The organism is Pseudomonas sp. P4_C8 (genome assembly GCF_056401975.1).
Window position 1 is genome coordinate 1 of sequence record NZ_JBFUIH010000077.1, and the last position, 16760, is coordinate 16760.

The window sequence follows — 16760 nt, forward strand, 5'->3', positions numbered from 1 at the left end:
GATTTCGCAAGAATCGCCAATAGAGCGACCCGCCTGCGAGTCGGCCAGCGGCCTACAAAACCACATCTACCGTTAGCTGTTGAGCTGGTTGGAACCGGCATTTCGAAGGGGAGATCCATATGCACAAGCAGTCGAGCACCCGCTCCGAACTGGCCGACTCGCTCTTTCGCCTGCGCCACAGCTTTTACGCGCTGGCAGGGTTCAGTGGCGTCATCAACGTCATGATGTTGACGCCAGCCGTGTACATGCTGCAGGTCTATGATCGGGCCTTGGTCAGTCGCAACGTCACGACGCTGACGATGTTGACCGTTTTGGTGATAGGCCTGTTTATGTTGATGTCCACGCTGGAAATGGTCCGCACTCGCATGCTGATCCGGGTCGGCAACAACCTCGACATGGACCTCAACCGRCGCATCTTCACCGCYGCATTCGAGCGCAACCTGAGCCGCGCCGGAGGTAATCCGGCCCAGGCCCTGCAAGATCTCGCGCAGGTTCGTCAGTTCCTCACCGGCAATAGCCTGTTCGCTTTCTTCGATGCGCCGTGGACACCGATCTACCTGTTAGTCGCCTATCTGATCCACCCGCTGCTCGGACTGCTCACGCTGATCGGCTCGCTGATTCTGGTGGGCCTGGCTTATCTGACCGAGAAGGCAACGCAGAAGCCGTTGGCCGAAGCCAATCAGGCCGCACTCTCCTCCTCCAGCTACGCCAACAACAACCTGCGCAACGCCGAGGTCATCGAGGCCATGGGCATGCTGCCGTCGATCGGCAAGCGCTGGTACCAAAGCCATTTGCGCATTCTGGAAATGCAGACCCTGGCCTCCGACCGCGCCGCCATGATCAGCAGCACCGGACGCTTCGTGCGTATCACTTTGCAGTCGCTGATCCTCGGCGCCGGCGCGCTGCTGGCGATCGAAGGCAAGATCACCCCAGGGATGATGATTGCCTGCTCAATCCTCACCGGCCGCGCGCTGGGCCCGGTGGAACAAGTCATCGCGTCGTGGAAACAACTGCTCGGCTGCCGGTCGGCCTGGGGCCGGCTCAACGAAATGCTGAGCGATTATCCGCGCCGGCCACCGAGCATGTCGCTGCAGCGGCCGCTGGGCATGCTGGCGGTGGAGAATGTGTATGCCGGYTCTCCCGGAACCAACAACACCATTCTGCGCGGAGTGAGCTTCAGCCTTGTACCCGGCGAAAGCCTTGGCGTTATCGGTCCATCCGCCTCGGGCAAATCCACCCTCGCCCGCCTGCTGGTTGGCGTCTGGCCGGCACAGGCCGGCAAGGTGCGCCTGGACGGCGCGGACATATTCAATTGGAACAAGGGCGAACTTGGCCCCTGGCTCGGCTACCTGCCACAGGACGTGGAGCTGTTTGAGGGCAGCATCGCCGACAACATTGCGCGCTTTGGCGAAGTGGACAGCGAAGCGGTCATCCGCGCCGCCAAGACCACTGGAGTGCACGAGATGATCCTGCGTTTTCCKCAGGGTTATGACACTCGCCTGAGCACCGATGGCAGCCCGCTTTCCGGTGGTCAGAAGCAACGCATCGCCTTGGCCCGCGCGCTGTATGGCGAACCCAATCTGATCGTGCTGGATGAGCCGAACGCCAACCTCGACGACGTCGGCGAAAAGGCCCTGGTCGATGCGCTGGCCAAACTCAAGGAGCGTGGCGCCACCGTCATTCTGATTTCCCATCGTCCCAACGTGCTCTGCGCCGTCGATCAGGTGCTGATGCTGCGTGACGGCGCCGTGCAGATGCTCGGCACGCGCGACGAAGTATTCGCAGCGCTGCGCAAGGCCGCTGTAATGCCTGCAGGCGTGTCAACTCCGCTGGCCTCCGTCAAATCACGGGAGTGATCGATCATGCAAATGAGCCAACACACCGAGATGATTCATATCGATCCCAAGAACGTGGTGGATCTGAACATCCATAGACCCGCGCGCTGGGGCATTTGGCTGGTGATCGCCGGCTTCGGCGGTTTCCTCCTGTGGTCCTGGCTGGCGCCGCTGGATGCCGGCGTGGTAGCCACAGCCACGGTCAAAGTCACCAGCAAAAGCAAAGCCGTGCAGCATCTCAGCGGGGGGACCGTGGAGGCGATTCTCGTTCAAGAAGGCGATGTCGTGGCAAAAGGTCAGGAAGTGGTGCGCCTCGACTCCTTGCGTGCCCTTGCCGAACAAGGTGCGGTCAGCGCCCAGTACATCGTCAGCAAGACGGTGGAAAACCGCCTGGAAGCGGAACGTGACAACCGCGCCGTGGTGAACTTCGATCCCGAGTTGCTCAAGCGCTTCAGGGGTGACCAGCGCCTGATGGCCGCCATGGATCTGCAACAGCGCCTGCTGGACACCCGGCGCGCCGGTCTCGCTGGCGAAATCAGCATCCTGGAGGAAAACCTGGCGGCGTCGGCGGTGCAGCTCAAGGGCCTGCAGCAGGTCTATAGCGCCCGCGGCTCGCAGATCAACTTCCTCAACCAGGAACTACAAGGCACCCGCGTGCTGGCGGCCGAAGGCTATGTGCCGCGCAACCGCCTGCTTGAGCTGGAACGCAGCAATGCCGACCTCGCCGCCGGTCAGGCCGAGAACCTCAACAACATCGCTCGCGTGCGCAGCCAGACCACCGAAATCAAACTGCGCATCCTGCAGCGCCAGCACGATTACCTGAAGGAAGTCGAATCGCAACTGACCGACACCGCCAAGGAAAACACCACCCTGGCCGACCGCTTGCGCGCGCTGGACTATGAAGTGACCCATACCGTGATTCGATCGCCGATCGATGGCATGGTCCAGGCCCTGAGCATTGCCACCGTCGGCGGGATCATTCAACCCGGCTTCAAGATCATGGACATCGTTCCGCTCAACGAGCCGCTGCAGGTCGACGCGATGATCCCCGTGCAGGCCATCGACAAGATGGTCCCCGGCCTGGCCGTGGACATTGCCTTCCCGGCCTTCAACCATGCCCGGACGCCCAACATCCCCGGCCGCGTGAAGACCATCTCCGCTGACCGCCTGCTCGACGAGGCAAGCAAGGAGCCGTTCTATCTGGCCCAGGTGGAAGTCACGCCCGATGGCATGGGCCTGCTGGGAACCAATCACATTCGCCCCGGGATGCCCGCTACCGTCACCATCAAGACTGGCGAACGCAACATGATGAGCTATCTTCTTAAACCAATGCTCGACCGTGTGGACAGCTCATTCAAGGAACAATGAAATCAATGGGACGTCATTGCCTGTTCCTCTGCCTGCTAGGGCTGGCTTTACCGGCCAGCGCCATGGACCTCAAGCAAGCCTGGGACCTGTTGCAGTTCCAGGGCCCTATCTACCGCGCCGCCGTGCATGAAAAAGAGGCCGGTTCGGAAAACCGCGCCATCGGCACGGCCGGCCTGCTACCGCAGATCAATGCCTCGGCCTACGACAACAAGGTCAATGGCTCCCAACGCCAGAACGGCGTTGACAATGATCTGGACTACACCTCCAAGGGCGCTAACGTGCGCCTGCGCCAGCCGCTGTTCAACAAACAGAAGATGGCCGAGTACCGCCAGGGTCAGCAGCGTGCCGACTACAGCGTCGCGGTGTTCGATGCCAAGACGCAGGACGCCGCGGTGCGTCTGGCCGAAAGCTATTTTGATGTGCTCCTGGCCAGCGAAACCATCGTCCTGGCCAAATCCAAGCTGCGCGCCTTCGACGAGCAACTCGCCTCGGCGAAACGACGCATGGAGCTGGGGGCCGGCACCATCACCGACATCGACGAGTCGGTTGCTCGCCGCGACCTCGCCGATGCCGAACTGATCGAAGCGCAGGACAACCTGGTCAACGCGCGCAGCAAACTTGAGGAATATATCGGTGAAACCCCCGAATCGCTGACGACCTTACGTCCGAGCTTCGATACACCGCCGCTGCTGCCGAGCAACCTGCAGGACTGGTTGGTCAAAGCCCAGACCGATAGCCCGCTGATCCACGCGCGCCGTTATAGCAGCGACCTCGCCGAAGAAGAAGTGAAGCGCGCCAAGGCCGGCCACTGGCCAACACTGGATTTCATTGCCGGCTATACCGCGGGCCAGAGCCAATCTCTCTCCGAACTGAATCAACGCAACCACTACGGCTCAATCGGGCTGGAAGTCAATTTCCCGCTGTTCAGCGGTGGCGGCGTCAGCGCACTGACACGCCAGGCCAGTGCCAATAGCGATAAGGCCATGGACGAACTCGACGCCACACGACTGGAAGTTATCTCCGGAACCACCCGTGAGTTTCGCGGCATACAGAGTGGCGCCAAACGTATTCACGCGCTGGAGAGAGCCGTAGAGTCCAACGAACGCTCACTGATTTCGACACGCAAGGGCTTCAAAGAGGGCGGCACCAGCACCAACGTGGACGTCCTCAATGCCGAAGAGTTGCTCTTCGTTGCGCGCCACGATCTGTTTGAGGCCAAGTTGCGCTATTTGATGTCGCACCTGCGTCTGGCGTCCTCGGTGGGCAGTCTGGGCGACGACGATATCGAGCAAATCAACAACTACCTCGGCCCGGAACTGCTGGTCACCAACTGACTTCCACCTGCCGGCCGGTTATGCAAAACAATGGCTGGCGGGCGTACCACCCTATAAAAAACAGTCAAATTTCCGTCGATCAGATCGAGACATTCGACATTGCTCGCGCCCCCTACGCCTCAAAACGCCCCGTGGAGTCTCGATCACGCTCGTATCGTCGTGTGAGGGGAAACGGCGGCAACCAGGACTCGCGACGATGCCTTTCTCCCAGCCCGAGGCCAAGTTGCAGAAGCCCGGATCAAACAAATAGTCATTCTTCTCGATTCGACCCAGGCCGCGCTTACCTTCATCGTGATAAGCGACGAGCCAAGACTCCAGAGTTTGCTCAGGGTTTTGCGTGACAATCCCTCAAAGCAGGCGCTGTTTCAGGCAGTGATTGAGGATGAGATTAGAAACAGCAGCGAAATGCTGGCTGGTGGACAAAACGCATCAGGCGACCAGCTGGAGCAATGTTTACGCAACTACCTAAGTACCTTTCATGTCCTTCATCCAGAAGAAGGTTGTGTCCTTCCAGCCTTGGGTGGAGAGATTGCGCGCGCCGAACCGGAGGTACGGGTGGCCGTCGAAAAAGGCCTGAAGCAAATACAGAAAGCCTGGGCCGATCGTCTCGGTAGCCCTAATGCGGCATGGGCCGTCATCGCTCAATGTGTGGGAGCGCTAGTCCTGTCCCGAGCAGTCGAGAAAGAACGAACTCGCAAGGAAATCATTGCCTCGACCCGCAAAGCTATTGAAAAGAGCTATTTCACGCCGGAAAAATAGAAGAACGTCTCCGATTATGCGAGAGCAGCTCGCAACGCCATGATCATCGCTATCGCTGCAAAATCCTGGTCGATTCAGCCCTCCCTGAATTCCCACACAGAATGCATTCATGAGGCAATTGAGTGGAAGGAGAAAGGGAGGGCATCCATTGCCCTCCCCTCCGCTGTCCACGCTCCCTGCGACAGTACTGACCAGGACCTCAAGTGGCCAGAATGAAGTCCGTGGCAGTAACGGTTGTTGCATCGGCCACACCTACCAGGCGGATGGTGTCATTTCCGATGGTGACCACGGTATCCGCACCGGCATCGGCGACGTTAACGCTACCGGCAAAGTCCGCCGCCGTGATGTTGAATGCGGCAATATTGAGCCGATCCTGACCGCCGCCGATGGGATTGGTTTCGAAACCGATAATCAAATCGTTTCCGAAACCTGCGCTGAACACGAAGGTGTCATTGCCAATGCCACCCGCGAATACGTTGTCTGACGCATTACCGACCACCGTGAAGTTGCCGGTACCGCCAAAGAACACATTCTCGACGTTTGCGTCCAGGGTGTAGCTCGCGAGCGAGGTCCAGACCGTATCCGTGTCTGCGCCGGCGAGCTCGTTCACCACGTCCCCAAGGTCGGTGACTTCATAGGTATCGTTGCCGACGCCACCGACCATCGTGTCGGCACCTGCGCGACCGATGATGAGGTCGTTACCTGCGCCGCCGATGAGGACGTCGTTACCCGCACCGCCCACGATCGCGTTGTCGAGCTCGTTGCCGGTGCCCGCAAAGTTGCCGCTGCCGCCGAAAAACAGATTTTCGACGTTGGCACCCAAGGTGTAGCTCGCGACCGAGGTCCAGACCGTATCCGTGTCTGCACCGGCGAGTTCGGTCACCACGTCCTCGAGTTCGCTGACTTCATAGACATCGTTGCCGACGCCACCGACCATCGTGTCGACACCTGCGCCACCGAGGATGACGTCGTTACCTGCGCCGCCGACCAGGAAGTCGTTACCCGCACCGCCCACGATCGTATTGTCGAGCTCGTTGCCGATGCCCGCAAAGTTGCCGCTGCCGCCGAAAAACAGATTTTCGACGTTCGCACCCAGGGTGTAGCTCGCGAGCGAGGTCCAGACCGTGTCAGTGTCGGCACCGGCGAGCTCGTTCACCACGTCCCCAAGGTCGGTGACTTCATAGACATCGTTGCCGACACCGCCGGCCATCGTGTCGGCACCTGCGCCACCGAGGAGGACGTCGTTACCCGCACCGCCCACGAGCGTGTTGTCGAGTTCGTTGCCGATGCCCACAAAGTTGCCGCTGCCGCCGAAAAACAGATTCTCGACGTTGGCACTCAGGGTGTAGCTCCCGAGCGAGGTCCAGACCGCGTCGTTGCCGGCACCCGCGAGCTCCGTCACCACGTCCCCAAGGTCGGTGACTTCGTAGATATCGTCGCCAACACCGCCGGCCATCGTGTCGGCACCCGCACCCCCGATGAGAATGTCATTGCCCGCGTCACCATTGAGGATGTCGTTGCCGCCCAAGGCGTTCAGGATGTCGTTGCCATCACCTCCGCTGGCCACGTCGTCGCCTGCCGTGCCGGTGAATATGTCGACACCGGCGGTACCGACAAACAGATCACCGACCACTGTCGTTGCTGCAGAGATGACTCGCTCAAGTGTACCGAGGTCATCGGTGTAACTCGCGATGACACGCAGTTGTTGACCGACCTGCGCCTGGCCGGGCGTGAAGGTCGTGCCCGTCGCACCGGCGATGTCGGCAAAGATCACACCGCTCCCCGCCTGCCACTGACGGGTAATCACCGAGGTCGTGGTCCCGTCGGCGTCGGTGAACGCATCCGTGGCGGTCAAGGCCGAGTCTTCCGTCGGGGTCGTATCGCTGATCAGCACCGTGCCAACCGGCAGGACGTTGACGGGGCTGCCGCCGAGCGGCGCAGTTGGCGCGGTCGGCGCCGAGAACACGCTTTCCAGCACGCCGTGGGCGTCCTGATAGACGGCCCTGACGCGCAGCAGCAGTCCCTCCTCAGCCGCGGTCACCGTGAAGGTCGGACCGGTCGCGGTTCCTAGTCCGCCTCCGAGCGCAATACCGATGTCGTCGAAGATACCTGTGCCCGGGTTTGTTTCGACCTGCCATACGAAGGCGATGGGACTGGTGATCACACCTCCGCTAGCGACATTGTCCGCATCGCTGACGGTGTCGGCCAACACCGTTAACACTTGTCCAACGGCCGGCGTGCCATCGCTGATCCTCAGCAAGCCCACCGGCTCGGCGTTCAAGCCCGCCACCAGGACCCGCGACTGATCGGCGAACTGCAGCCGCTCGATATTGCTGAGCCTGTCAGTACCGTCCCGACCCACGACGCTGTCGGCCACGGAGATCGTGCCGTCGACGTTCTCGATGACGGTGTAGTCGGCCAGAAGGCCGGTGTACAGAGCCGTGTCGAAGGAATGGCCAGGGTTAAGGGGGTCAGGCGCATCCGTCAGGATCTCACGGACGGCGACGAGTTGGCCGGGGTTGTAAGTGCCGTTGAGCATGAGCGGCACCAACGGGACCATGCTATCGAACGTGGCGATCTCCGGACCAGTGCCATCAATGTTCTGCCGCACGCTGATACGTGCATTGAGCCACTTGTCACCGTCGATCAGGTCATCGCCACCACGGCCTTGGATGATGTCGCTGCCGCCGCCGCCGAGGATGATGTTGCCGGCGCCGAACTGATCGTCTGCCGTGACTATAATGCCGTCCGGGCCGGCTGCTGCGGTGCCGACGAACGGGCGCAGGCCGCTGACCAGGTCGAAGTTGGTGAGCACGCTGCCCTGAGCACCGGCAGCCGCGATCACGGTGGCATCGGCATCATCGCCACGCAGGATGTCGCTGAAGTGCGATCCCGTCAGACCTTCCACCAGTTGGAACCGAGCCACGGTTGCGGCCAACTCCGGCAGTGGCGGCGCGATAGCGATCTCGGCGAGGCTCAGGTCGACGGACACGCCGAACGGGTCGTCCTTGAAGCCGGCCCAGTCGTAACCGGAGCCACCCAGGTAGCGGTCCCCCGCGCCGCCGTTGCCGAACATGATGTCGTCGCCACCTTCGGCCATGAATCTGTCGGGCCCGCCGGTGCCGATGAAGATGTCGTTACCGCGTATCAGGTCGAGCCCGTTCGGGTCGAAATTGTCGCCGGGAGCACCATCGGCGGTTCCCTTCTCGATCCAGTCATCACCTTCGTTACCCATCAGTTGTTCGTCGGCGACACTGCCCATGATGAAGTCGTCGCCCGCGCCGCCGAAGACCTCCGAGGAGTCCTCACCGGTGACGATGAAGTCCTTGCCGAAGCCGCCGAGGTTCAGATTCACGCCGTTGCCACTGTGGATGACGTCGTTACCGTCGCCGCCATGAATGGTGTCGTCGCCACCCAGGTCCGTGATGATGTCGTCGCCGTCGCCCCCGACCATGAAGTCGTTGCCGTTGCCACCCTCGAGGCGGTCATTGCCACCGTCGCCATAGAGCGTGTCGTCGCCGTCGCCAGAGACGAGAATGTCATTGGCGGCCGAGCCACCGAGCACCACATGGTCTTCGCCGGTGTAGTGCAGGTAGTTGGTATCGGCGCCGACCGTCGCGGGGTTGTCCCGAATCACCAGCGGCGTGAGGAGGATGCCGCCGACAGGGTCGGCATTGCCCGGCAGGTTGTCGGCGGCCTCATTGACTAGCGTCAATGGATCGTCGACCAGTATGCCATCCGGCCCGGCAATCACGCTCTCGTTGAACTGCCTGGTCGGGTCGACCTCGAGGGTAAAGGCCGGAGTCAAGAACATGACGGCTGGGAGGTGGGTCGCATCGGTGTTGGCCATCACCAGTCTCGCGAACGAGTTGTTCTCCAACTCGGTGACGAAGTTAAGCCCCGCGTTGCGTTCCAGGTAGTAGAAGCGGTCGGCGTTCTGCAGCTTCTCCATCTGGTTCTCGAACACGAAGTTGAAGGTCGAGCCGAGCATGCCGCCAAACGGCATTTTTTCCTCGGCGAGGCCGCCGATCCAGAGGTCGATGTTGTCCAGACCGGTAATGGTGACGCCGGTCGGGCCACTCGCCCAGGCGCCGGTGCTATTGAGGAAGTCCAGCCGGTCCGCCGGCTCGCCGGCGCCGCCCAACACCAGGAGAGAGGCCGCCGCGCGCTTCCCGTCGAGCGTGGTGGCGCTGGTAATGGAGGCGTGCGTGCCATAGGCGGCGATGAAGTTGATCAGCGATTCCGGGTGTTTCAGGTGTTGCACCAAATCGGACCAGCTGATGTAGGGCTTCAGGTTGCTGTCGCCGGTGCCGGCGTAGAACTCACGACGCGCCTCGTTCAGGGTCGGAAGCCCGGTATCACGACCGCGCGCGATGTTGAGGGCGGGCAGGTCGAGCGGCAGGCCCAGCAAGTTGTTGCGCACCGCTTCGGTGACGAACTCATCGATCTCGTTGCCGACCTGGCGCGTCACGCCGCGGACGATGGCACCGGCCGCCTGCTCCGGCGTCGGGCCGCTGGCCGCAAACGCCAGCGGATTGAGGAAGGCCTGAATCAGGCCGACATCGCTCGAGACGAAGTTGGGGTCCAGCCGGTCGATGGTCTCGGTCAGCATCGAGTGGCCGAGGCGGTAGACCGCGTGCGCGAACTCGGCGACGATCGCCGGGTTGATCTCGGTTTGATAATTTTGGTGTTCGCCAAGGAAGGGATCGATGTTCGGCTGAATGGTACGCGCGAACTCTTCGAACACCAGGTGCTGGTACTGCATCTCGGTACCAAATTTCGCCGCCTGGAACAGGCGCTCTCCGTTCCAGTGCAGGGCAGCGATCTCAGCCGCGGTTGTTGGCAACACCAACAATTGGGCATCGGGCATCAGCCACTGGTTCAGGAAGTTGACATCGTTGGAGGCGATGGCCACATCCTTGGTGTGCTGGACCAGACGGTTGTGCTCCGAGTGGAAAATCGCGTGGACGGTGGTCAGGCCGATGTTCTCGTTGACCCGGCCGTCGCCGGCGATGTAGTGCGCGTCAAGCAGTTCGTTGTCGTAGGTGCCTGCGGCCACCGGTCCGCCGGCAACGAGGTCGGCATCGGCCGTCAGTGGCGCGCCGGTCTGGCTGTCCACCGGAACGGCGTTATGGGCGACATCGATGAGGAACTGGTGGCCGGTGCGCACGGCATTGACCAGGCTGATCGGCGCAGCAGGATTACCCTCGACGAGAACATCATCGGCGGTATCAGCAATACCATCCGCGCCCCTCATCATGACCATCGGGAAGCCGTTCGGGCCCTTGATGAAATTGCCGTAGGCATCAGTGGCGAGCAGCGGCACGTTGTCGAAGTCGGCATCGGTAAGATTAATGCCAAGCATGTCGCGCGCCTGCGCCTTTACCACTTTCCAGGTGGCCATCCCACCGATTTCGACGTCGTCGGCAGTGCCGAACCGGCCATCGGCGCCCAGGTCACGATTGGTGATCAGCTTGCCGGTCGCCACCGGATCGCCGGCGGCATTGAACTCGTAGGCGCGCAGGAACACCTGGTGCGAGGGATGCGAGGTATAGGTCTGGTTCTGGTCGACGAACGGCGTGGTGGTGTTTGCAGCCTCGTGGATGTCGTCGGCGGTGCCGAGGATGCCATCGGGCCCGGGCAGGTTGGTGGCCCGCGTCAACACCATGAAGTTGGTCGGGCTGCCCGGAACGAACAGCGGATCGTCCGGCTGCAGCGGGATGAACACCGTGCCGCTGCCGCCCTTGGTCACCAGGTCGAGGCCGTGGTCGAAGAACTGACCGAAGAAGGTCATCCAGGTATTGAACGGTGCGGACAGACCTGCGTCCGGCGCCTCGTTAGGCATGAAAAAGGTCTGGAACGTCGTGCCGTCGGTACGGGTTCCAGTAACCACCTGCGCACCGTCCTTCAAGACATCGTCAACCGTGCCGAGGATGCCATCCGGACCTGGATCGAACGTGGCCGCGATCGCTGCCGGGTTGTTGGCGGTGTTGTCGGCGATCAGATTACTGATGGTGCGAGGCTGCGAGTCGGTCACCAGGCCGCTGGTCTGGGCGTAAGAGGTGCCCGCCTCCGCCGTATCGAACTGCGCCGGAACCAGTCGCGGGAAGACCGTGTCGGCTGCACCGAACTCGTTCTGACCCGCCACCAGGTTGTTGAACGACCCGTCGACCGTGCGCAGGCCCAAAGGCACCCGTGCATTCGGCAGCATGCTGAGGAGATCCTCACCGGCCGCATTCCTTTCCGAGATCAGAATCTGATCGAGAATGAACTGCAGATCGGCCCGGATATAGTGCACACCGGTGCTGGCGACCGGAGTCTCGACCGGCAGCGGGGCTGCCGGTGGCGGAGCAACGCCGGCTACGACCGCTGCGGTTGGAGCAGAGAACGCCGTCTCGAGCACGCCATTTTCATCCTTATAGACGGCCCTGACGCGCAATTCCAGCCCGGCGAGATCCGGGGTCACCCTGAAGGTCGGCCCGGTTATGTGCGCCAATGCTGCGCCCCCGTCCGCAATACGGGTGATGTCCTGAAAGACGCCCGTACCCGGGACTGCTTCGAACTGCCAGTAGAAGGCGATCGGTCCGGTGATGGCACCGCCGGCGTTGTCGGCATCGGTCACGTCGGCAGCCGATACCCTCAGCAGTTGACCCGTGGTCGGCGTAGCGTCCGGGGTGTTGCTGGCAGCATCGAGTATGGTCAGCAAGCCCAGCGGGTCGTTGTTGAGCCCGACCCCGCCTGGCAGGGTGAGCGACTGATCGTTGAACTGCAGCCGCTCGACATTGGTCAGGCGGTCGGTGCCGTCGCGACCGACGACGCTGTCGGCCACGGTGGTCACGCCGCCCACAGTGGTGACGGTATAGTCGAGCCGGTTGCCAGTGAACAAGGCCGTGTCAAAGGCGGGGGCATCCGTCAGGATCTCGCGGACGATGACGAGCTGACCGGGGTTGAAGGTACCATCGAGCATGAACGGGATCATGGGCTCCATGCTGTCGAAGGTGGCAATCTCCGGCCCAGTTCCGTCAAGGTTCTGGCGCACGCTGATGCGCACATTCAGCCACATGTCGCCGTCGATCAGGTCGTCACCGCCGCGGCCTTCGATGATGTCGCTGGCACCACCGCCGAGGAGGATGTTGCCCGCGCCGAACTGATCGTCTGCCGTGCCCAGGATACCGTCCGGGCCGGCTGCAGCCGCGCCAAGAAACGCCCGCAGACCGTTGACGAGGTCAATATTGGTGAGCACGCTGCCTTGGACACCGGCAGCGGCGATCGCGATCGCGTCGGCATCATCGCCGGTCAGCATGTCGCTGAACGCCGACCCCGACAGTCCTTCCACCTCGGGGAACTTGGTATGCACGCCTGCAACTGAAGGCGACAGGGCCGATTGCTCGAAGGCGATGCGGCTCATGTCCACAGTCACGCCGTAATGATCATCCTTGTAGGTGGCCCAGTCGAAACCGGACATGCCCAACATCTTGTCCGGGCCCTCACTGCCGATGAAGATGTCATCGCCGCCTTCACCGATCATTTCATCGAAGCCGCCGTCACCGCTGAAGACGTCGTTGCCGTCGGTCAACTTTGCCAGCAAAACCGGTGGCAGGTTACCGGTGAAATTGTCGCCGGGGGCGCCGTCCTGGGTCCCGACCTGGATCCAGTCGTCGCCATCGCCGCCCATCATTTGTGCGTTCAGCCGGCTGCCGAGCATGAAGTCATTGCCGGCGCCGGCGAAGACCTCCGTAAAGTCCTCGCCGGTGACGATGAAATCGTTGCCGGCGCCGCCGAGGATGATATTGATGCCGTTGCCGCCGTGGATGACGTCGTTGCCGGCCTCTCCGTGGATGACGTCGTCGCCACCCATGTCGGTGATGATGTCATCGCCATCGCCACCCTCGATCTCGTCATTGCCGTAGCCGCCTTCGAGGCGATCATTGCCGGCGTCGCCCCAGAGCGTGTCGTCGCCGTCGCCAGAGACGAGAATGTCATTGCCGGCGGTGCCGCCGAGCACGACATGGTCTTCGCCGGTGTACTGCAGGTAGTTGGTATCGGGCCCGACCGTGTTGGGGTTGTCGCGGATGACCAGCGGCGTGATCTCGACGCCGTTGATCAAGGTGCCGCCAGTGGGATCGGCATTGCCGGGCAGGTCGTCGACGGTGCCCAGTATGCCGTCCGGACCGGCAATCACGCTCCGGTTGAACTGCTTGGTCGGGTCGACCTCGAGAGTAAAGGTCGGGGTCGAGAAGATGAGGCCCGGGAGATGGGTCGCGTCGGTGTTGAGCATCACCATCTTGGCGAACGAGTTGTTCTCGAGCTCGCTCAGGAAGTTGAGTCCCTGGGTGCGGTGCAGGTAGTAGAGCCGGTCGCCGTTTTGCAGCTTCTCGAGCTGGTCCTCGAAGACGAAGTTGAAGGTTGAGCCGAGCATGCCGCCGAACGGCATTTTTTCCTCAGCCAAACCGCCGATCCAAAAGTCGATGTCATCAACGCCGGTAATGGTTGCCCCATTTGCCAGGTTGGCATAGACGCCGGTGCTGTTGAGAAAGTCCAGGCGATCCACCGGCTCACCGACGCCGCCCAACACCAGGAGCGTGGCCGCTGCGCGTTTCGCGTCGAGCGTGGTGGCGCTGGTAATGGAGGCGTGCGTGCCGTAGGCGGCGATGAAGTTGATCAGCGATTCCGGGTGCTTCAGGTGTTGCACCAAATCGACCCAGCTGGTGTAGGGCTTCAGCTGGCTGTCGCCGGTGCCGGCGTAGAATTCACGGCGCGCCGCGTTCAAGGACGGGATGCCGGTATCGCGGCCGCGCGCGATGTTGAGGGCGGGCAGGTCAAGCGGCAGGCCCAGCAAGTTGTTGCGCACCGCTTCGGTGACGAACTCATCGATCTCGTTGCCGACCTGGCGCGTCAAGCCGCGGACGATGGCGCCGGCGGCCTGCTCCGGGGTCGGGCCGCTGGTCGCAAACGCCAGCGGGTTGAGGAAGGCCTGAATCAGGCCGATCTCGCTGGAGACGAAGTTGGGGTCCAGCCGGTCAATGGTCTCGGTCAGCATCGAGTGGCCGAAGCGAAAGACCGTGTGCGCGAACTCGGCGACGATCGACGGATTGACTGTGTCATCGAAGTCAAGGAAGGCATCGACCTGCGGTTGAATGGTGCGCGCGAACTCTTCGAACACCAGGTGCTGATACTGCATCTCGGTGCCGAATTTCGCCGCCTGGAACAGGCGCTCACCGTTCCAGTTCAAGGTCGACAGATCAGCAGGAACAGACGTGACGGGCGTCAGCAGCCACTGGTTCAGGAACGTCAGGTCGCCGGCGGCCGCTGAGGCGAGGACCGTGTCCTTGGTCTGCTGGACCAGCCGGTTGTGCTCGGAGTGGAAGATGGAGTGGACGGTGGTCAGGCCGATGTTCTCGTTGACCCGGCCGTCGCCGGCGATGTAGTGCGCGTCGAGCAGCTCGTTGTCGTAGGAGCCGGCGGCCACCGGGCCGCCGGCAACGAGGTCGGCATCGGCCGTCAGTGGCGCACCGGTCTGGCTGTCCACCGGGCTGGCATTGTGCGCGATGTCGATGAGGAACTGGTGACCGGTGCGGATCGCAAGCGATGCGTCGATCGGCGCCAGCGGATTGCCCTCGACCAAGCCGGTCGCGGTCACGATCTGCGCAAAGCCGTTCGCCCCCCGAATGAAGTTACCGTACGCGTCGGTCGCCAACAGCGGCAGGTCGAGGGCGTCGAGATCGTCGAGCTCGATGCCAAGCATGTCGCGCGCCTGCGCCTTCACCACTTTCCAGGTGGCCATCCCGCCGATTGCGACGTCGTCGGCAGTGCCGAACAGGCCATCGGCGCCCAGGTCACGATTGGTGATCAGTTCGCCGGTCGCCACCGGCTTGCCGGCGGCATTCAATTCATAGGCGCGCAGGAACACCTGGTGCGAGGGATGCGAGCTGTAGGTCTGGTTCTGGTCGACGAACGGCGTGGTGGTGTTTGAAGCCTCGTGGATGTCGTCGGCGGTGCCAAGGATGCCATCGGGCCCGGGCAGGTTGGTGGCCCGCGTCAACACCATGAAGTTGGTCGGGCTACCCGGAACAAACAACGGATCGTCCGGCTGCAGCGGGATGAACACCGTGCCGCTACCGCCCTTGGTCACCAAGTCGAGGCCGTGGTCGAAGAACTGACCGAAGAAGGTCATCCACGAGTTAAACGGCGCGGACAGGCCCGCGTCCGGCGCCACGTTAGGAATGAAAAAGGTCTGGAAAGTCGTGCCGTCGGTACGGGTTCCAGTAACGACCTGCGCACCGGCCTTCAAGACATCGTCAACCGTGCCGAGGATGCCATCCAGACCGGGATCGAACGTGGCCGCGACCGCCGCCGGGTTGGTGGCGGTATCGTTGACGATCAGGTTGCTGATGGTGCGTGGCTGCGAGTCGATCACCAGGCCGCTGGTCTGGGTGTAAGAGGTGCCCGCCTCAGCCGGGCGGAAGACTGGAGTGGTCATGCGCGGGAAAATGTTGTCGGCTGCGCCGAACTCGCTCTGACCCAGTCTCAGGTTGTTAAACGTCCCGTCGACCGTACGCAGACCGAAAGCAAATTCCGGGCTCGGTATGAGGTCGACAAGCGACTGACCGGCCGAGTCTGCTTCCGCGATGAAAATCTGCTGGAGAATGAACTCCAGGTCCGACTTGTTGAAATTGGCCATTTTGGATTGCCCTCGATCTGTCTGGGTAAAGGCACGGGACGAGAAAACCCTCCCGCGCCCAGTCAAGTGCTGGCTTGCGCAGTTTGTTGGTTATGTTTTTTTGCGAGAGCTCTGGCGTTACCCGAGACCCGGGATACGCGCCTGGAATTCGCGAAATGAATTGCTCGCCGGGCGATCAGGCAGAGCGGATTCGAGCCTTGGGTGGGCCATGGAATCTGGAAGTGAAGGCGAACGTCCTGGACAGCCCTTTCCCTCTGAAAAAGCACGAAATGAACGACATGATTCTGCTCCTCTCAGGAGAATCATCGCGCCTTGCGTTGCCAAAGCGATGGCAAGTTTCAGGCGGGCGGGTCCCCCGATAACATAAGACTAAAGTTCCATAGCAAATTTTTGTCAATATTACGTCGATAAAACAGACGACTGGTGTCATGTCTCGCAACTAGCTGTTTTTTAAAAGATATATAGGCAGTTGAGTGCAGGTATAGAGCGAAATGTTATTTCTAACTGTTTCACCGCCACCTACGCTTCTGCATAAGGGAGCAACGCAGCGATTTCGCAAGAATCGCCAATAGAGCGACCCGCCTGCGAGTCGGCCAGCGGCCTACAAAACCACATCTACCGTTAGCTGTTGAGCTGGTTGGAACCGGCATTTCGAAGGGGAGATCCATATGCACAAGCAGTCGAGCACCCGCTCCGAACTGGCCGACTCGCTCTTTCGCCTGCGCCACAGCTTTTACGCGCTGGCAGGGTTCAGTGGCGTCATCAACGTCATGATGTTGACGC

At 61.7% G+C, this 16760-nt stretch carries 5 protein-coding genes and 1 pseudogene; 4 read left to right on the plus strand and 2 right to left on the minus strand.

The features are described 5' to 3' along the window. Positions 1 to 119 precede the first annotated feature (119 nt). Genes AC1DWM_RS29000 through AC1DWM_RS29010 form a run of 3 tightly spaced genes read left to right on the plus strand, consistent with a single transcriptional unit; the run spans position 120 to position 4537 of the window. Positions 120 to 1856 carry a type I secretion system permease/ATPase gene (locus AC1DWM_RS29000; RefSeq protein ID WP_223511139.1) on the plus strand — a complete coding sequence of 579 codons (1737 nt, stop codon included), beginning with the start codon at positions 120 to 122 and terminating at the stop codon, positions 1854 to 1856. 6 nt (positions 1857 to 1862) lie between these two features. Continuing rightward, positions 1863 to 3203, plus strand: coding sequence for an HlyD family type I secretion periplasmic adaptor subunit (locus AC1DWM_RS29005; protein ID WP_223511136.1), 1341 nt, complete (start codon positions 1863 to 1865; stop codon positions 3201 to 3203). A 5-nt stretch (positions 3204 to 3208) separates the two neighbouring features. After that, positions 3209 to 4537 (plus strand): TolC family outer membrane protein, encoded by a 1329-nt coding sequence (locus AC1DWM_RS29010; protein WP_223511263.1) that lies wholly within the window; start codon positions 3209 to 3211, stop codon positions 4535 to 4537. Positions 4538 to 4649: 112 nt separating this feature from the next. On the opposite strand, the pseudogene AC1DWM_RS29015 reads toward AC1DWM_RS29010, so the two are convergent. After that, positions 4650 to 4733 (minus strand): annotated as a pseudogene (locus AC1DWM_RS29015) (GFA family protein); the annotation flags it as partial. A 125-nt stretch (positions 4734 to 4858) separates the two neighbouring features. Between AC1DWM_RS29015 and AC1DWM_RS29020 the strand changes: the two are divergent. Beyond that, positions 4859 to 5296: a TetR/AcrR family transcriptional regulator gene (locus tag AC1DWM_RS29020; RefSeq protein ID WP_223511137.1), complete on the plus strand. Its 438-nt coding sequence runs from the start codon at positions 4859 to 4861 to the stop codon at positions 5294 to 5296. A 199-nt stretch (positions 5297 to 5495) separates the two neighbouring features. On the opposite strand, the gene AC1DWM_RS29025 is transcribed toward AC1DWM_RS29020, so the two are convergent. Beyond that, entirely contained in the window at positions 5496 to 15977 is a 10482-nt protein-coding gene (locus AC1DWM_RS29025; protein WP_477796769.1) for a peroxidase family protein, read from the minus strand. Positions 15978 to 16760 lie beyond the last annotated feature (783 nt).

What these genes read in the sequence shown, in the direction of transcription:
- AC1DWM_RS29005 (WP_223511136.1), top strand. Translation starts at nt 1,863, where the DNA reads ATGCAAATGAGCCAACACACCGAGATGATTCATATCGATCCCAAGAAC.
- AC1DWM_RS29010 (WP_223511263.1), top strand. Translation starts at nt 3,209, where the DNA reads ATGGGACGTCATTGCCTGTTCCTCTGCCTGCTAGGGCTGGCTTTACCG.
- AC1DWM_RS29025 (WP_477796769.1), bottom strand. Translation starts at nt 15,977, where the DNA reads ATGGCCAATTTCAACAAGTCGGACCTGGAGTTCATTCTCCAGCAGATT.